Source organism: Paucisalibacillus globulus, from assembly GCF_900184735.1.
In the GTDB taxonomy this organism is placed as follows: Bacteria; Bacillota; Bacilli; order Bacillales; family Amphibacillaceae; genus Ornithinibacillus; species Ornithinibacillus globulus_B.
Genome location: NZ_LT855395.1, coordinates 385,279 through 403,172, shown reverse-complemented (window position 1 = coordinate 403,172; position 17,894 = coordinate 385,279). Strand labels below are relative to the sequence as shown.

The window sequence follows — 17,894 nt, the reverse complement described above, 5'->3', positions numbered from 1 at the left end:
TTTATTTGGAAAATAAATGTGTACTATGCACGCTCAGTTTAGCTTTTGGATCAAGGTAGGATTTAGCATGATTCACTGCAATGGTAGCTTCTCCAAAACCAGTGGCAATCAACTTAGGCTTCCCATCATAGAAACAAATATCACCTGCAGCAAAAATTCCCGGAAGAGATGTTTCCATTTTTCCATTTACATGTACAGCATTTTTAGTTGTATCAATTCCCCACGTTTTTATAGGCCCTATATTCGTAATGAAACCATAGTTAACAATCACTTCATCCACATCGAAGGTGAGATAATTGTCACCTTTTACCTCTTGAATAACTACTTGTTCCACCTTTCCTTGATTACCTTTTATCTCTGTTAATTCAAATGGAGTATGAATACGTACAGATGACTTTCTTAGCTGTGTAAGACTATGTTCATGTGCTCGAAATTCAGGTCTCCGATGAATCAGTGTTACGTTCCTTGCAACCTGTTCTAAAGCAAGTGCCCAGTCTACTGCAGAATCACCGCCTCCACAGACTAATACCTGCTTGTCAGTGAATTGATCTAATTGTTTTACAAAGTAATGTAGCGTATTTCCTTCAAATTCCGAAGCGTGATCTAGCTTCAATCTCCTCGGTTCAAAAGCACCTGCTCCAGCAGAAAGAATAATCGTTTTAGAAAGATGGATACCTTTTGAAGTGAAAATCTTATAAGTCCCATTTTCTAATTGGATTATATCTTGAACTTGTTCATTTAAACAGATGGTTGGAGAGAAGGTCAAGGCTTGCTTATGTAACTCTGCAATTAAGTCTTTTGCCTTAACTCCAGGAAAACCAGCAACATCATAAATATATTTATCTGGATATAGTGCTGTTAACTGGCCACCTACCTCAGGTAAGCTGTCGATAATCTTCAAAGAGGCTTCACGCATACCAGCATAGAAAGCTGTAAATAACCCTACTGGCCCAGCACCTATAATTGTAATATCTGTTACTTCATAATTTTCCATCTGTATGCCTCCCGTTTTGTTTTTGACACCATGATAAGTAGTGCGTTATATAATATAACGTTTATTTGACGGACAATTAAATATTGTTATATAAATAATAAAAATAATATATAAAAAAGTCAATATATTTTATAAAAGTATAAAAACATTGGCTCTTACTCCTACATTTGTTTGAAAAAATGCAAGATATCTAGATTAATTACCTGATTATACCAATTTGTATAATAGGTATATACTTTAGTAAATTCAGAATCTATTGACAAATGGTGAACTAAACCTTAGTATTTTATTGACGTTTTTATTACGGAATGAATTGATTTTCTAAAATAGATGATTCAGGAGTGAAAAGAATGAAATATTCTATTACGGATTTGCAACAAGTTGTCTCTCATGGACTTACCCCTCCTCCATGTGATGAGACAATGCAAGTGAAGGTGCATTATGCTGAAGATGGTGTTGCAAAAGGGATATGGCAAGTAGAGGAGAAATTTATTAACGGTCTTGGGGTCGTAATGGGAGGATTCCTATCCTCTGCAGCAGACATTATGATGGCATATGCAATAGCTTCAAAGCTAACCGAGAACCAAGGGTTTGTTTCCATTGATCTAGATACGACCTTTCACCGGCCTGCATTTGAAGGAGAGGTAGAAGTAATAGCAAAAGTAGAAAAAATCGGTAGAACATTAGCATATGTAGTTGCCGATCTAATTCAAAATGAAAAGAAAGTAGCAACTTGTGTGTCATCTCTTCTTATTCAAGGAAAATAGGGATATATATTTATAAAAACAATCGTTCAATAGGGCGGTTATTTTTATTATCGGCTTTTTGTGTAAGGTTAGTTGCTATTTTGATAGAAACTGCGCGGTAATTTAACCAAAAGTTAATGAGGATAGTGGAACGATACCGCTCCGGCAGAATACTCCGCTTTCCGCGGGCCCGGCCTCAGCCTCCTCGAGGAAAGTTCACCTCTGCGGGGTCTTCGGACACGTGCTATTCCCGCAGGACAAGGAAGGCTTCGGCAGCATAATCATCGCACGAAGAAAATTGTTCTTTATTTTCGAGGAGTCTCCGTATTCTGCCTGCGCTAGTACTGTTTTTCTAATTTAAGGTAGCAAATTATTTTTGTGTTGGTTTTGGTTTAATTGCTGTCTAAATTATTCACTACTTTCTAGCGTAGGAAATACACGGAGACTCCTTGAAAAAGAAAATCACTTTTTCTGCGTGCGATGTATCGCTTTCGTAGCGTTCCTTGTCCTGCGGGAGGATAGGCATCGGTGAGACCCCTAAAGAAGTAAGCGCGAGGAGGCTCACCAGCCGCCCGCGGCAAGGTAGACACTGTGAGGTCTTTTCGAACAGATGTCGCCCCTGTGCTGGCAGTAAAAGCGGAGTGTATTTCCGTAGCGGGTATGATGCTCTATCCAAAATGCCTATTTACCGCACAGTTTACTATCTACTATTTAGATTAATCAACTGAAAAAAGACACCGTAAACAATACGGTGTTTGGTGTGCCATTTTGTTGATTATAAAATACCCATTAGCTACTTCTTAATCTCCTCCATCACCTTATCAATCTCAGCTTGCTTATAAACCTTCTCAAAGAAACGAGTAGCAGGCTCAATAAGCAATTGATAATAATCCGTGAATAAAGAAGCCGCAGAATCACCTAGCCATTTTTTAGGTAATAGTTCCTGTGGAAGGTTTGGATCAATAAACAAGAATTTACGATATTGGTGAACTAATAGAGCAGATTTTACAAAACAACTACCATCGCTTAGTTCTCCTTTTTCAATCTTGTTTTTATCAATAATGTACTTCTGGCTATACTCTTGAATGAATAGCTGGTATTTATCATTGACCTCATCGAGGTTCCAACATTTTTGGACGAGCTCTTCTTGGTCATTGGTTCCAATATAAGATGCATTAAAAAAGGATACATACTCACTAATATCATACTTTTCGATTAAGCGATTTACTTCTTCTTCCAGAGGATTTGGTGTAATCCAGCAACTATTGGATAGTAACCCGAATCCACTCCATACAAGCTCCTTACGCAATTCATCGCGAAGATGACGCTTATTTTCTGGGATTGTGTAGACAAGGATACGCCAACTGCCATCCCATGATGGATGTTCCGTTTTGTAAATACGTTTCGATGCCTCATCCATCCTTGCTTTACCCCGTTCGGTGAGAGAGTAATAGCTCTTGTTTCCAACCTTCTCAGCTTGAACCCATCCTTGCTTGCTCATCCTTGAAATGGCAGCACGTACGGACTGTTCATTGTGTCCAAATTCTTGTAGTAGCCGGATTAAGCTACCAATCCAAATGAGGTTATCATAATGTCTTATGTAATCACCAAATAAAGTGAATATCATTGATCTAGTATTAAATTGCTTATCCACTAATAAACTCCCTCTCCAATTTATACGTCACACGTAAATATCGTCATTTGTTCAAATTTTAACAAAAATAATTGAAATTGAATAGCATGTATTTATTTTCAAGTAAAATAATAATTTTTACTTGAATGGCGGGTGTATACTCCGATTTGTCTATGAAGTATATCACAAATTATTAGGAAAATTTAAAATAATATTGTCAATTATATGACACTTTGATATCATAACGTTAAAGAAACGTTATGAAAGGGTGGTACCATGTATAACTATGTGGAAGATGGAGATTCCAAGACAACCGCATATGTAGAGCATGATAAAGCTAAATATGATGCATTTATGGCTCGTATTGAAGCGGGGGAAAAAATTGAAGCCGATGACTGGATGCCTGAAGATTATCGCATGGCTCTAATCAAACTAATATCGATGCATGGAATCAGTGAAATAATGGGAGCCCTACCTGAAAAAGAATGGGTACCAAAAGCACCAACATTAAGAAGGAAACTAGGAATTATGGCAAAGGTTCAAGATGAGATGGGCCATGGACAATTATTATTACGAGTTGCTGAGGATCTAATGAAACCATATGGTAAGACAAGAGAAAATCTGATGGAAGATTTATTAAACGGAGATTTAAAGTTTCATAATGTTTTCCATATGCCAACGAAAACATGGGCAGATGCTGGGATGGTTGGATGGCTAGTAGACGGAGCTGCCATCATATCCCAAACTAATATGTTGGATGCATCATATGGTCCATACCAAAGAGCCTTACAACGAATCTGCCAAGAAGAAGTCTTCCATGCCCAACATGGCGAATCTATTATTATGGCATTAGCAGAAGGAAATGAGTACCAACGAGATATTTTACAAGAATCATTGAACCGCTGGTGGCCTTCACTACTCATGTTCTTTGGACCAGCATCTGCGGAAACAACTGGTTCATCTAAGCAAGATATTATGATTAAGTACAAGATACGGAAGAGTACAAACGAAGAGTTACGCCAAGCATTTTTGACTAAATATATGCCTCGTGTATTTTCATTAGGATTAACCGTCCCAGATGAGACGATTCGCTATGACGAGGAAGAAGAAAAATGGATCTATAAGCAACCCAATTGGGATGAGTTTAAGCAAATTATCCGAAATAATGGTCCACGTTCAAAAGAAAGATTGCGTTTAAGAGAAATCGCTTATGAAAATAACCGCTGGGTACGCCAAGCACTTGCAACTGAACCGGTTAGTGTTTAAACGGAGGAGGAACAAGAGTGTCTAAGGAATCTGATTTTTATCAAGTTTATGAAGTGTTTAGTAGAAGAGGGAATAAAGCACCTATGCAGCACCAGTTTAGTCTTCTTGCCCCGAATCGTGAAATGGCAATGATCATGGCCCAAGAGAACTTTATGCGTCGGGAAGAAGTAATTGATGTATGGGTTGTGAAACAAAGTGATATTCGGAAAATGACAAGCGAAGAAAGACAACATATGACCAATCGTATAGACAATAAGGAATATCGGACTACAAAGGGCTATGGCTACTTACGCCAAAAGTGGAAGGAGAAAGAACAAGGCATGCTAGATGAGAAGGAGATCATGTCTTGGAAAGAGGTGAAGAAAAGATGAGCCATGTCGTTGAAACAGCAGAACTTGCTAAACAGGACGCTACCTATTTACAAGCCCTAACCGAACTTCTTTTCCAATTAGGAGATGATGATTTATTAATTGCTTTTAGAGGATCGGAGTGGTTAGGATTAGCACCACACGTAGAAGAAGATGTTGCATATTCCTCTATTACGCAAAATACAATGGGGCATGCTGTGATGTATTATAACCTTTTAGAAGAGCTTGGAATAGGGAAGGCAGATATACTTGCACATGACCGCAAACCACAGGAAAGAAGAAATGGTATTTATATAGAAAAAAGAAACGGAGAAGGGAATTACCTAGATGAGCCATATTATGATTGGGCATTAGCGGTAGTCCGAAATTACTTCTATGAAACCTTTAAAAAGATTAAATTGGAAGCGGTTGCAAATTCTAGTTATAAACCATTAGCAAATGTTGCTAGGAAAGTACTAATGGAACACCCTTATCACTTGGCACATTGGAAGCTATGGATAAAGCAATTAAGTAATTCAACAGAAGAAGCGAAGAAGCGAATTCAGGACCGAGTCAAGGAAGCTTGGGAAGAGTTTGAGGATGTACTGGAATTAGGGAAACATGCCAATGATATAAGAAGCTTTGGTTTAGTTAGTATTGGTGAGGAAGAAATGAAGGATAGGTGGTTAGACGAGGTTAAGTCCGTTTTGGCGGATGTGCCTGAAGGGTCATTGGGAAAGAAATATGGTAATGGGCGAAATGGTGAACATACACAAGATTTGGAGCAGGCAATCCAAACGCTTGCTGAAGTGTATAACAGTGATAAAACGGCTGCCTGGTAATGGTATGTCTCTGCATACTCGCGAATAAAATAGGTGGAGAGGAGGAGAGACATGTACGAGATTAGTAGACAAGATGAGATTACTGCCATTTTAAAAACGGTTGATGATCCAGAACTCCCTTCAGTCAGTGTTTACGATTTAGGAATGGTTCATGATGTAACGGTTCAAGCAAATGAAGTGGAAATTAAGATGGTTCCAACATTCGCTGGGTGTCCGGCACTAGACTTTATTGAAATCAAAGTAAAAAGAGCCGTTGAGGAACTGGATTGGGTTCATCAGTGTCATGTCAAATTTACGATGGAGCATCAATGGTCCACAGATGCAATTACGGAAAAAGGAAAAGAAGAACTGAAGAAACACGGTATTGCACCGCCACCAGAAAACTATCAACCTGGTGATGAATGGACGGTGAACTGTCCATATTGTAACTCGGATTACACATCGATGGAAAATGTCTTTGGACCGACTGCTTGCCGAAGTATTTTATATTGCAGCGCATGTAAGAATCCATTTGAAGCGATGAAACCAGTGGTTCAACCACTCCATTTAAAGTGAAACTCACCATAAATATTAGGGGGAATTATAATGGTAAAGCTAATTGCATTGTACAAACAACCGGAAAATAAAGAAAGATTTGATGAGCATTATTTTAATACACATGCACCTATCACGAGCAAGATTCCAGGTTTAAGAAAAATGGAGGTTACTAGAATAGTAGGTTCTCCAATGGGTGAGAGTGAGTTCTATCTCTTATGTGAAATGTACTACGACGATCATGAGTCCTTGCAAAAGGCAATGAGAACGGACGAAGGGAAGGCTTCTGGGAGAGACGTAATGAAATTTGCTGGCGATATAGTCACCTTAATGATTGGTGAAGAGGTAAATGAGTAAGTATATTAAATCTTTTTCAGAGGACGGTATTGGTGTTATTCAACTCAATCGCCCTAACGTGCTCAATGCACTGAATCGTGACATGGTTCATGAGATTGTTGTCCAACTAGAAACCTTTGACAACGATGAAGCAATCAATGTCATTGTATTAAAAGGAAATGAAAAAGCATTTGCCGCAGGGGCAGATATAGAAGAAATGATGGAAGCGACGCCTTTATCATTGGAACTATTAAATCCATTTGCGGAATGGGACAAAATTAGTTTGATAAAAAAGCCTATCCTTGCAGCTGTTAATGGTTTTGCATTGGGTGGGGGATTTGAACTAGCACTTCATTGTGATCTGATTATTGCCGGAGAAGATGCCAAATTTGGGTTTCCAGAGGTAAATCTTGGTGTCTTGCCTGGTGCTGGTGGTACACAATTTTTAGCCAAGGCAATGGGTGTACGAAAAGCGCTGGAATGGATTTGGTTAGGAGAGTCCATGTCAGCAAAAATTGCCTATGACTACGGGGTCATCAACCGAGTTGTTGCCAAAGAATTAGTGGAAGAGGAAACGATGAGACTTGCTACTAAGTTAACAAAGCAACCACCCATTTCGTTACGACTCATTAAAGAAGCGGTTCATGCTGCAACAGATTTAACATTGCAAGAAGGAAAGAATTTAGAACGAAAGAATTTCTATTTAGCATTTGCTTCAGAGGATCAAAAAGAAGGAATGCGGGCATTTTCGGAAAAACGTCCAGCCTCATTTAGAGGGAAGTGATATAGATGAATTTTGAAACGCTTTTAGTGGAGAAAAAAGGGAAGGTACTAACCATTACACTTCATCGCCCAAAAGCTTACAATGCGTTCACTGAACAAATGAACCGAGAAATCGTAAAGGCATTGCGTGCAGCGACTAAGGATGAAAGGGTAACATGTATTGTCATTACGGGGAGTGGGAAAGCCTTTTGTTCTGGTCAGGATTTGGCCGGAGTGGATGAAAATACCAATCACGCAAGTTTCTTAAGAGAACGATATCATCCCATGTTACAAGCTTTAAAGGAAACCCCAAAACCCGTTATAGCAGCTATTAATGGAACAGCAGCAGGAGCAGGAATGGGGTTAGCTTTTGCATGTGATTTTCGTTTGATGAAGCATAATGCGAAGTTAGTAAGTGCATTTATGAATATAGGGCTCATCCCAGATTCTGGTTTTCTATATATGCTACCTCGATTAGTTGGCTACGGAAAGGCATTGGAAATAGCAGCCCTAGGGAAACCACTCTTAGCAGAAGAGTCATTAAAACTTGGTTTAGTGACGGAAGTATTTGATGAAGATGAATGGGATGACAAAGTGGAAGAATTTGCAGAAAGAGTGGCAAACTTACCAACCAAGGCATTCTCATTAATTAAACGTTATATGCTTGATAGCATGCATACCGAATATGAAACATTTTTAGAACAAGAATCATTTGCTCAGAGAATTGCAGGTCTCACGGAGGATCATCAGGAGGGGCTAAGAGCATTTGTAGAAAAGCGCAAACCAAATTTCACTGGAAGATAAATGGATTTGATTTTCGAAGGAGAGAGGGAGGAAACCAATGGAACAAGTAGTAGCTGAAAAAATAACAACAGTTGGAGAAATGAAGCGAACTCATTATTCCATGATTATTAATGGGGAACGAGTAGAGAGTGTATCTGGTGAAGTGTTTGAAACATTTGATCCTGCGAAGGGTGAAGTGATTGCCACTATAGCAAAGGCGGCAACGGAGGATGCAGAAAGAGCAGTTAGTGCTGCACGCAATTCTTTTGATAACGGGAAATGGCGTAAATATCCAGTAGGAAGGCGTGCGCGAGTTTTAAATAAAATTGCTGAGATCATGCGTAGTCGTTTTAAGGAATTATGTGAACTGGAAGTACTGAATAGTGGGAAGTCGATTGGTGCGGCACAAGTACAAATTAATCAGGCTATCGAGGACTTTGAATTCTATGCTGGAGCAATTGTTGGCCACCGCGGGACAGTTAACAATATGCCGAATGGATTTTTTAATTACACCCATAAAGAACCTGTAGGAGTATGTGCTCAAATCATTCCTTGGAATTACCCCATGATGATGGCAGCGTGGAAAATCGCTCCGGCTATTGCAGCAGGTTGTTCCGTAGTCGTAAAACCTGCAAGCTTAACGCCAATTACAGCTATTGTATTAAATGAAATTTGTCATGAAGCTGGTGTGCCAGAAGGTGTTGTGAATACGATACCTGGTGCGGGACAAGTGGTTGGTGATTACCTGGTCACACATAAGGATGTTAATAAAGTTGCTTTCACAGGGTCTACTCCAACAGGTAGAGACATTATGGAAAAAGCATCAGGTACATTAAAACGATTGACACTAGAATTAGGTGGAAAGTCACCAAGTATTATTTTCGAAGATGCCGATTTAGAAGCGGCTGTTGCTGGATCCATTTTTGGTATTTTCTTTAATACTGGACAGTCTTGTGAAGCAAGATCACGCCTATTTGTCCATGAAGATATTTACGAGGAGTTCATGGAACAATTTGTCTCTAGAACAAAGAAGTTAAAGCTTGGTGATCCATTCGATAAGGCAACACATGTAGGTTCTATTATTAGCCGTAGCCAATTAGAGAAGATTGATGGATATGTTGAATCCGCACGAATGGACGGAGCAACCATTTTAACTGGTGGGAAAGAAATGAACATAGAAGGCTTTGAAAATGGATACTGGTATGAGCCAACTATTATTGCTGATGTCACTCCAGATATGAAAGTAGTGCAGGAAGAAATATTCGGACCCGTTGTCGTTGTGGAGAAGTTCACGGATGAACGCGAAGTAGTTAAACGTGCTAATGATACCGAGTACGGCCTAGGTTCAGCGGTATGGACTACAAACCAAGCAAGAGCAACTCGAGTAGCGCATCAAATTCAAGCTGGAATCGTCATGATTAACAGTCCATTTTCAGCCTTCCCGGGTACACCATTTGGAGGCTACAAACAATCTGGCTTCGGTCGAGAACTAACGGTAGAAACGCTAGATCTATACATGGAGGACAAAAGCGTCCTTTCTTACTACGGCCCTAAACCAATTAATCCATTTGGAGTTTAAGTGGCCCCCGCCCACTTGGAGAGATTAGCTTCGTTATTTTTAACGGAAGTTCCAGTCAGAGAATTTAAAGAATAAGTTCTCATGAAAGAAAGGAAGGCCACCAATGACAATTAATAAAATAACGGTCGTTGGAGCAGGTGTAATGGGCCGAGGCATAGCTTATGTCTCAGCCCAAGCCGGTTTTGAAACGACACTCGTTGACGTATCACTAGAACAATTAAACAACGCCATTGAAGAAATGAGAAAACTAGCCAAAAAGGCAATCTCCAAAGGTAAACTATCCGAATCGGAAGTAAGTGTATTATTTTCCAATCTACATACCTCACTAGATCTGGTTGACGCAATAAAAGAAACAGAATATGTCATTGAAGCTGTACCGGAAAAACGAGACTTGAAAAAAAGTGTCCTAGAAACGATTGACCAATATGCACCAAAACATATTGTTATAGCATCCAATACGTCAACCATTAGCCCAACAGAATTAGGTTCCTATACGAAAAGACCAGAGCAGGTTGCCGCTATGCACTTCTTTAACCCCGTTCATCGTATGCGTTTAATCGAAATTGTTAAAGGGTTAGAAACCAATGCCGAAACCGTAAGTATCATTCGTGAAGTAGCAGAAAAGATGGGCAAGGAAACAGTGGAAGTAAATGAATTTCCGGGTTTTGTGACAAGTCGAATATCTGCAATGGTTGGTAATGAGGCATTTTATATGCTCCAAGAAGGTGTAGCTACGGCGGAAGATATTGATAAAGCAATAAAGCTTGGATTAAATTACCCAATGGGTCCACTAGAGCTTGGTGACCTTGTAGGCTTAGACACGAGATTGAATAACTTAAAATACCTTCATGAAACATTAGGAGAAAAGTTCCGTCCTGCACCATTGCTTGAACAATATGTAAAAGCAGGAAGACTTGGTCGAAAAACAGGACGCGGAGTATATGATTATACAAATAATGGTGAGAGGGTTAATAAATGAGAGAAGTTGTTATTGTAGATGCAGTAAGAACACCTATCGGTCGATATAAAGGGGCCCTAAAAAGTATTCGCCCAGATGATTTAGGTGCGATAGTTATTAAAGCACTAGTAGACAGAAATCCAATTCCACGAGAAGAGATTGAAGAGGTGGTTTTAGGTAATGCCAATCAAGCGGGTGAAGATAATAGAAATGTTGCTAGAATGTCTGCCCTATTAGCTGGACTCCCAATTGAGGTTGGGGGAACAACCATAAATCGTTTGTGTGGGTCGGGTTTAGATGCTGTAATGTATGCTGCGCGTGCTATTGCAGTAGGTGAAGGTGATGTGTTTATCGCTGGGGGTACCGAGAGTATGACCCGTGCTCCGCTCGTAATGGCAAAACCTAATAAAGAATTTCCGAGAGGGAATATGGAGCTTTATGATACAACGATTGGCTGGAGATTTGTCAATCCAAATTTAGAGAAAATGTATGGCACTGATTCCATGCCACAGACAGCAGAAAATGTAGCAACAAGATATGGGATTAGTCGTGAAGAACAAGATGCATTCGCATATGAAAGTCAAATGCGTGCGCAAAAATCAATGGAAAATAATCAATTTGCAGATGAGCTAGTTCCGGTAATTTATCAAGACAAAAAAGGAAATGAAATACGTGTGGATCGAGATGAGCATCCTCGTCCAGAGACATCGATGGAGAAACTTAGCAAGTTAAGACCACTATTTGATAACGGCACGATAACAGCCGGTAACGCATCTGGGGTGAATGACGGAGCATCAGCGCTACTCTTAATGAGTGCTGATAAAGCAAAGGAATTAGGATTAAAACCATTGGCTCGCTATGTAACCAGTGCAACAGCTGGGGTGGAACCAGCTGTGATGGGGTTAGGCCCGATTCATGCATCAAGAAAGGCAATGAAGCGTGCCGGTCTATCCATATCTGAAATTGGATTAGTAGAATTAAATGAAGCATTCGCATCCCAATCACTAGAATGCATCCACCAACTTGAACTAGATACCGAAATTGTCAATGTCAACGGAGGTGCCATTGCCTTCGGCCATCCTTTAGGAGCAAGTGGTGCAAGAATATTAACAACCCTGGTACATGAAATGAAAAAGCGAAAAGTCCAATACGGCTTAGCAACCATGTGTATCGGAGTCGGTCAAGGAATCTCCGTGATTGTCGAGGGTTTGTAGCGGTTTAAAAATGACAGCCTTATAGAAGGTAAATTGAAAGATACTGTGCACTAACATTATTAGATTATGCGAAGCTTGATGCTAACGCTCCGGCAGAATACTCCGCTTTTACTGTCAGCACAGGGGCGACATCTGCTCGAAAAGACCGTCGCAGTGTCTACCTTGCCGTGGGCCGGCCTAAGCCTCCTCGAGGAAAGTTCGCCTCCCTAGGGGTCTTCGGACACGTGCTATTCCCGCAGGACAAGGAAGAAATCGGCAGCATAATCATCGCACGAAGAAAATTGCTCTTTATTTTCGAGGAGTCTACGTATTCTGCCTGCGCTAGTTTGGATTTCTGGTTATTGTTTGTTATTGAATCATGTTAATCAATTAAGATATTCTAAAAGCTTTTTCAATTGTTACTAGCGAAGGAAATACACGGAGACTCCTTGAAAAAGAAAATCACTTTTTCTGCGTGCGATGTATCGCTTTCGTAGCGTTCCTTGTCCTGCGGGAGGATAGGCATCGGTGAGACCCCGCAAGAGCTTTAGCTCTGAGGAGGCTCACCAGCCGCCCGCGGAAAGCGGAGTGTATTTCCGTAGCGGGTATGTTGCTCCCAAATATAAATAATCGTGAAACTCAAAAGCATTCAAAATAATCAGCTAATAACAGTAAATGAACCAATAAAGCGGACATAGCAAGAAAGGAGTGATCCAATGCAAACCATTCTATATCACAAACAACATCATATCGCCTACATCACACTAAACCGAAAAGAAGCACTCAACGCATTCAATTATCAAATGCTATCAGAACTCCAAGAGACCATCCAACAAATCCATCTAGACAAAGATATCCGCGCAGTAATCATAACCGGCACAGGTGAAAAGTCTTTTAGTTCCGGTGCGGATTTAAAAGAACGAAAGACTTTAACAGAGCCACAAGTAAGGAGAAATGTCAAAGCCATACGTGATTGCTTTGATGCCATTGCTAATCTACCTCAACCAACCATTGCCGCGGTTAATGGATACTGTTTTGGTGGTGGATTCGAACTCATGTTAGCTTGTGATTTTACGATAGCTATTAAAGAAGCAAGCATGGGGTTAACCGAAACCAGTTGGGCCATAATCCCGGGTGCAGGTGGTACACAACGCTTACCGAGATTGATTGGGGAGATGAAGGCGAAAGAACTGATTCTAACAGCGAAAAAGATTACCGCTGAGGAAGCGTTGGAACTCGGCATAATTTTGAAGGTAGTAGAAAAGGACTCCTTATTAGAGGAATGCGAGGCGCTAGCGAACAGAATACTCAAGAATGGTCCAGTAGCGGTAACACAGGCCAAGTACGCGATTTCTGTTGGAATGAATACCGACTTGAAAACGGGTTTAGATCTTGAATCAAAAGCATATGAACTGACCATTCCGACAAAAGATAGATTAGAAGCTTTACAAGCATTTAGTGAAAAGAGAGCACCTATTTTTAAAGGGGAATAATGGAGGTATACACATGAACCGGGTAACGAAGCTATTAAACATTCCATATCCAATTATTCAAGGTGGTATGGGGAATATTTCGAACGCAAAGCTTGCAGCTGCGGTATCTGAAGCAGGTGGGTTAGGGACAATTGGTTGCGGAACAATGTCGGGGGAGCAAGTAGAAAGAATTATTCTCCAGACTAAAGATTTAACCAGTAAACCATTCGCCTTGAATATTGCCATTAATGTTTCCCCTCATGTAGAGCAATTAATTGATCTAGCTATTAAGCATGACATACCCGTAATTTCGCTATCTGCCGGTAATCCTGCGCCATTTATTCCTGTACTTCATGAACACGGGAAGGTGGTACTTGCCATTGTTGCTTCCGTGAAGCACGCATTGAAGGCGGAAGAGGCTGGTGCAGATATTGTGGTAGCAGAGGGCTATGAAGCGGCAGGAATTAATTCTCCATATGAACTCACTACATTTACACTAGTTCCTCAAGTTGCTCAAAAGGTGAAAATTCCCGTTGTTGCTGCCGGAGGAGTGGGTGACGGTAACGGTCTTGCGGCTGCATTAATGCTTGGGGCAGAAGGGGTTCAAATCGGTACACGGTTTATAGCTACTAAAGAAGCACCATTTCACAACAGCTATAAAGAGCAGCTGTTAGAAGCTAGTGGAACGGATGCCGTTATTATTGGAAGAAGTCTTGGGAGAATAAGAAGGGTCCTGAATACTACCTATGTACAGGAAATAGTAGAACAGGAGAAGAATGGAGTAAGTTTACAAGACTTTGGAAAACTCACTTCTGAAAAACATCATGTACTTGGAGCGATTAAGGGAGATTTGCGTCAGGGATTCTTAAATAGCGGACAGGTCGCAGGGTTAATACACGATATACCTTCCGTGAAAGAATTAGTAGAAGATATGATGAAAACAGCAAATAACCGTATGAAAATAGGTGCAACATTACTTGCGTTAGTTACACAAACTAATTGATTTATAAAATTTAAACTTTTCAAAATACTTCATTGACCGAGCATGGGCGCAGTGATAAAATGACGTTAATAATACGTCGATTTACCTAATTCTAAAGTTATAGGATGAAGAAAGATGTTAGTTTACTAGAGAGTATTGGAGGTTTATTGATGGTAGAATCATTTCCAATGAAAAAGGTAATCGATGATCAAGGGAATTTGGTTATGGCAAGTGAACGGGAATTGATTGACCAAGATTTAGTACAAACAGCATATTATCACATGTACCGTATCCGTACATTTGATAAGAAGGCTAAAAGCTTACAGCGACAAGGAAGAATTGGAACCTATCCACCTTTTGAAGGGCAAGAGGCTGCACAGGTCGGGAGTGCACTTGCACTAGGAGAAGAGGATTGGTTATTTCCTACATATCGAGATCATGGGGCCATGTTAACATTTGGGGCTAATATGACTCGCACATTTCTATATTGGAATGGTAGATTAGAAGGTTGTGTTCCGCCAGATGGTAAAAGAATTTTCCCTGCTGCGGTACCAATCGCAACTCAATTACTTCATGCCACAGGTGCTTCCTGGGCAGAAAAACGAAAGGGTACCAAGAATATTGCCATTGCCTATTTCGGTGATGGTGCAACATCAGAAGGGGATTTTCATGAGGGGCTGAACTTCGCAAGTGTATTTCAAACACCAACCATATTTTTTAACCAAAATAATGGTTACGCTATTTCAGTTCCATTTGAAAGACAAATGAATTCGAAGACCATAGCTCAAAAAGGGATAGCTTATGAGATTCCTAGTGTTCGTGTAGATGGAAACGACTTTTTTGCTGTTTATTTTGAAATGCAAAAGGCGGTTAATCGAGCTAGAAATGGAGAAGGTCCAACCTTAATAGAAGCAGTGACATGGCGCACTGGTGCCCATACTACTGCAGACGACCCAACAAAATATCGTCCAAAGGAATTAGGGCAAGATATTGTGGATCCTATCGTTCGATTCGAGCGATTTATGAAAAATGAAGGTTTTTGGGATGAGGATTTTGCTGCAAACATCCATCAAGAGGTGGAGAAGGAAATTGAAGCAGCTGTAAAAGAAATGGAGTCCTATCCGAAGGCAAATGTAGAAGATATATTTGATCATGTATTTGCAGAGCTTCCAAATCAATTAGCAAGTCAAAAAGATACTTATCTGCAATTGTTAAGGGGGAAGTAATATGACAAGCAACATGACAGAAACAAAGATTGCGACAAAGAATATTACCCTAATTCAAGCAATAAATGATGGGATGAAGACCGTTCTAGAACGTGATGAAACTACGTTAATTCTAGGAGAAGATGTCGGGAAAAACGGAGGGGTGTTTCGGGCAACGGATGGGCTACAAGAAATATTTGGTGATGACCGTGTTATTGACACGCCTTTATCGGAATCAGGAATTATTGGGACTTCCATTGGACTTGCGGTGAATGGTATGAAGCCAATTGCCGAGATTCAATTTATGGGGTTTATCTATCCAGCATATGACCAAATTATGACACATGCATCTCGAATTAGAATGCGTACCATGGGACGATTCTCCGTTCCAATGGTCATACGTGCTCCATATGGTGCTGGGGTTCGTGCACCGGAGATTCACTCGGATAGTGCAGAAAGTTTATTTACACATATGCCGGGAATAAAAGTTGTTTGTCCAGCAACACCATATGATGCGAAGGGATTACTTATCGCTGCAGTAGAGGATCCCGATCCAGTTCTCTATATGGAACCAATGCATAGCTACCGTTCATTTCGTGAAGAAGTTCCAACCGATTACTATACGATTGAGATAGGAAAAGGAAAAAGGCGAATAGAAGGTGAAGATGTAACATTAATCACCTGGGGAGCAATGGTTCCATTAGTGGAAAAAGTTGCGAAACAGGCAAAGGAAAATGGGATTAGCTGTGAGGTAATCGACCTTAGAACGCTATATCCAATTGATGAGGGACTAATTGCCGAATCTGTCAAAAAGACAGGTAGAGCAGTTGTCATACATGAAGCACCAAGAACTGGAGGCTTGGGAAATGATATTGTATCTATTATCAATGATACATCTTTTCTGTATTTAAAGGCTCCAATAGAAAGAGTGACAGGATTTGATGTTCCAGTTCCTTTCTCCAGTTTAGAGAATCATTATCTTCCAACACCAGAAAGAATTTTAAAAGGAATTGAAAAAGTAATTAACTTTTAGAAAAGGAGGTAATTATAGAAAATTATTTTTATTGTCTAAATACTTTGAAGGACTTAGGGGTAAGCGTTTCCAAAATTAAAGAATTATCAAAAAATAGGCTTGACTAGAGTTTACAGTATGTTATAATTTCTCAAATTATAGTTTCAGATTAGTGGAGAATAAGGGGGAGTACAGAAATGAAAAGAGGACTTCAAGTTTTAGTCATAGGAATCATTAGTTTAGTTGTATTAGCAGCATGTGGTTCAAGTTCAAATGGGGATAGTTCAGATGGTGATGGTGGAAAGACGTATAAGATTGGTGCTTCACAAATTGTTGAACATCCATCGTTGGACAAAGCTTTCGAAGGTTTCAAAGCTGCTCTAGAAGAAGCTGGTCTTGATGTAGAATATGATTACCAAAGTGCCCAAGGAGATCAAAACAATCTTAAGCCAATCTCGGATGGATTTGTTGCGGATAACGTAGATCTTATTTTTGCAAACTCTACACCTGCAGCACTATCTGCACTTGAGGCTACTAAAGATGCAACAGATATTCCGGTACTTTTCACATCTGTTACCGATGCCGTTGAGTCAGGAATAGTAGAAGCAATGGATAAACCAGGTGAAAACATTACCGGTGTTGTGGATCTTCATCCAGATGCCATTCAAGAGACAGTTAAATTCATTGATACGTATTTCCCTGATGCATCAGTTGGTTTAATTTATAACGCTGGTGAATCTAACTCTGTTACACAAATCGAAGCAGTAAAAGCTGCTGGTGAAGGTACTTCTTTAACTTTTGAAGAACGTACTGTAGGGAACTCTTCTGAAGTTCAACAAGCAGCACAGTCATTAGTTAGTGAAGTTGATTTATTCTATATTGTTACGGATAACATGGTAGTATCTGCACTTGAAAGTGTTGTTGCGGTTGCTAATGAACAAGACATTCCATTAGTTGTTGGTGAGCCAGATTCACTTGCAAAGGGTGGATTTGTAACATTTGGTATTGATTACTTTACCATTGGTAAACGTACTGGTGAGATGGCAGTTGAGATCCTAAAAGATGGTAAATCAACGAAAGATATTCCTGTCGAGTATCCACCAGAAATTCAATTATTCATCAACAAAGAAGCTGCTGAAGAACAAGGTATTGAATGGAATGCTGATTGGGATGAAGATGCTCAATTTGTAGAAACAGCTGAGTAATTTAGAAACGGATGTACCCTATAAGTCCAAACATGAAGCAGGCTA

The 17,894-nt window shown here is 40.0% G+C and carries 18 protein-coding genes; 16 read left to right on the top strand and 2 right to left on the bottom strand.

Annotated features, from left to right (window positions below):
* Window position 1: 1 nt before the first annotated feature.
* Window positions 2-994, bottom strand: coding sequence for an NAD(P)/FAD-dependent oxidoreductase (locus BN999_RS16160; RefSeq protein ID WP_096273052.1), 993 nt, complete (start codon window positions 992-994; stop codon window positions 2-4).
* A 350-nt stretch (window positions 995-1,344) separates the two neighbouring features.
* Here BN999_RS16160 and BN999_RS16155 point away from each other — a divergent pair, with 350 nt between their 5' ends.
* On the top strand, window positions 1,345-1,761 hold the full coding sequence (locus BN999_RS16155; protein ID WP_096273050.1) for a PaaI family thioesterase: 417 nt from the start codon (window positions 1,345-1,347) through the stop codon (window positions 1,759-1,761).
* 772 nt (window positions 1,762-2,533) lie between these two features.
* On the opposite strand, the gene paaX is transcribed toward BN999_RS16155, so the two are convergent.
* Window positions 2,534-3,367 carry a phenylacetic acid degradation operon negative regulatory protein PaaX gene (gene paaX, locus BN999_RS16150; RefSeq protein ID WP_096273216.1) on the bottom strand — a complete coding sequence of 278 codons (834 nt, stop codon included), beginning with the start codon at window positions 3,365-3,367 and terminating at the stop codon, window positions 2,534-2,536.
* 282 nt (window positions 3,368-3,649) lie between these two features.
* On the opposite strand from paaX, the gene paaA reads away from it, so the two are divergent.
* The 15 genes from paaA (at window position 3,650) to BN999_RS16075 (ending at window position 17,849) form a co-directional block, all read left to right on the top strand.
* Entirely contained in the window at window positions 3,650-4,639 is a 990-nt protein-coding gene (paaA, locus tag BN999_RS16145; protein WP_096273048.1) for a 1,2-phenylacetyl-CoA epoxidase subunit PaaA, read from the top strand.
* A gap of 17 nt (window positions 4,640-4,656) precedes the next feature.
* Window positions 4,657-5,010, top strand: coding sequence for a 1,2-phenylacetyl-CoA epoxidase subunit PaaB (gene paaB / locus BN999_RS16140; protein WP_096273046.1), 354 nt, complete (start codon window positions 4,657-4,659; stop codon window positions 5,008-5,010).
* Window positions 5,007-5,828 carry a 1,2-phenylacetyl-CoA epoxidase subunit PaaC gene (gene paaC, locus BN999_RS16135; protein WP_096273214.1) on the top strand — a complete coding sequence of 274 codons (822 nt, stop codon included), beginning with the start codon at window positions 5,007-5,009 and terminating at the stop codon, window positions 5,826-5,828. Before paaB ends, paaC begins: the two co-directional genes overlap by 4 nt.
* Before the next feature lie 51 nt (window positions 5,829-5,879).
* Window positions 5,880-6,383, top strand: a complete 504-nt coding sequence (gene paaD, locus BN999_RS16130) for a 1,2-phenylacetyl-CoA epoxidase subunit PaaD (RefSeq protein ID WP_096273044.1) — start codon at window positions 5,880-5,882, stop codon at window positions 6,381-6,383.
* Between the two features lie 30 nt (window positions 6,384-6,413).
* Window positions 6,414-6,719 (top strand): EthD family reductase, encoded by a 306-nt coding sequence (locus BN999_RS16125; protein ID WP_096273042.1) that lies wholly within the window; start codon window positions 6,414-6,416, stop codon window positions 6,717-6,719.
* Window positions 6,712-7,482 carry an enoyl-CoA hydratase/isomerase family protein gene (locus BN999_RS16120; protein ID WP_096273040.1) on the top strand — a complete coding sequence of 257 codons (771 nt, stop codon included), beginning with the start codon at window positions 6,712-6,714 and terminating at the stop codon, window positions 7,480-7,482. Before BN999_RS16125 ends, BN999_RS16120 begins: the two co-directional genes overlap by 8 nt.
* 5 nt (window positions 7,483-7,487) lie before the next feature.
* A complete protein-coding gene (locus BN999_RS16115; RefSeq protein WP_096273038.1) occupies window positions 7,488-8,264 on the top strand; it encodes an enoyl-CoA hydratase/isomerase family protein in 777 nt (258 codons plus the stop codon).
* 37 nt (window positions 8,265-8,301) lie between these two features.
* Window positions 8,302-9,822, top strand: coding sequence for an aldehyde dehydrogenase family protein (locus BN999_RS16110; RefSeq protein WP_096273036.1), 1,521 nt, complete (start codon window positions 8,302-8,304; stop codon window positions 9,820-9,822).
* A 103-nt stretch (window positions 9,823-9,925) separates the two neighbouring features.
* Window positions 9,926-10,801, top strand: coding sequence for a 3-hydroxyacyl-CoA dehydrogenase (locus BN999_RS16105; RefSeq protein ID WP_096273034.1), 876 nt, complete (start codon window positions 9,926-9,928; stop codon window positions 10,799-10,801).
* Window positions 10,798-11,994, top strand: coding sequence for a thiolase family protein (locus tag BN999_RS16100; protein ID WP_096273033.1), 1,197 nt, complete (start codon window positions 10,798-10,800; stop codon window positions 11,992-11,994). The genes BN999_RS16105 and BN999_RS16100 overlap by 4 nt, the downstream gene beginning before the upstream one ends.
* A 695-nt stretch (window positions 11,995-12,689) precedes the next feature.
* On the top strand, window positions 12,690-13,466 hold the full coding sequence (locus BN999_RS16095; protein ID WP_096273031.1) for an enoyl-CoA hydratase-related protein: 777 nt from the start codon (window positions 12,690-12,692) through the stop codon (window positions 13,464-13,466).
* Between the two features lie 13 nt (window positions 13,467-13,479).
* On the top strand, window positions 13,480-14,448 hold the full coding sequence (locus BN999_RS16090; RefSeq protein ID WP_096273029.1) for an NAD(P)H-dependent flavin oxidoreductase: 969 nt from the start codon (window positions 13,480-13,482) through the stop codon (window positions 14,446-14,448).
* Window positions 14,449-14,597: 149 nt separating this feature from the next.
* A complete protein-coding gene (gene pdhA / locus BN999_RS16085; RefSeq protein ID WP_096273027.1) occupies window positions 14,598-15,653 on the top strand; it encodes a pyruvate dehydrogenase (acetyl-transferring) E1 component subunit alpha in 1,056 nt (351 codons plus the stop codon).
* Window position 15,654: 1 nt separating this feature from the next.
* Entirely contained in the window at window positions 15,655-16,665 is a 1,011-nt protein-coding gene (locus BN999_RS16080) for an alpha-ketoacid dehydrogenase subunit beta (protein WP_096273025.1), read from the top strand.
* Window positions 16,666-16,841: 176 nt separating this feature from the next.
* Complete coding sequence (locus tag BN999_RS16075) at window positions 16,842-17,849, top strand: ABC transporter substrate-binding protein (protein ID WP_096273023.1); 1,008 nt, start codon at window positions 16,842-16,844, stop codon at window positions 17,847-17,849.
* Window positions 17,850-17,894: the final 45 nt, after the last annotated feature.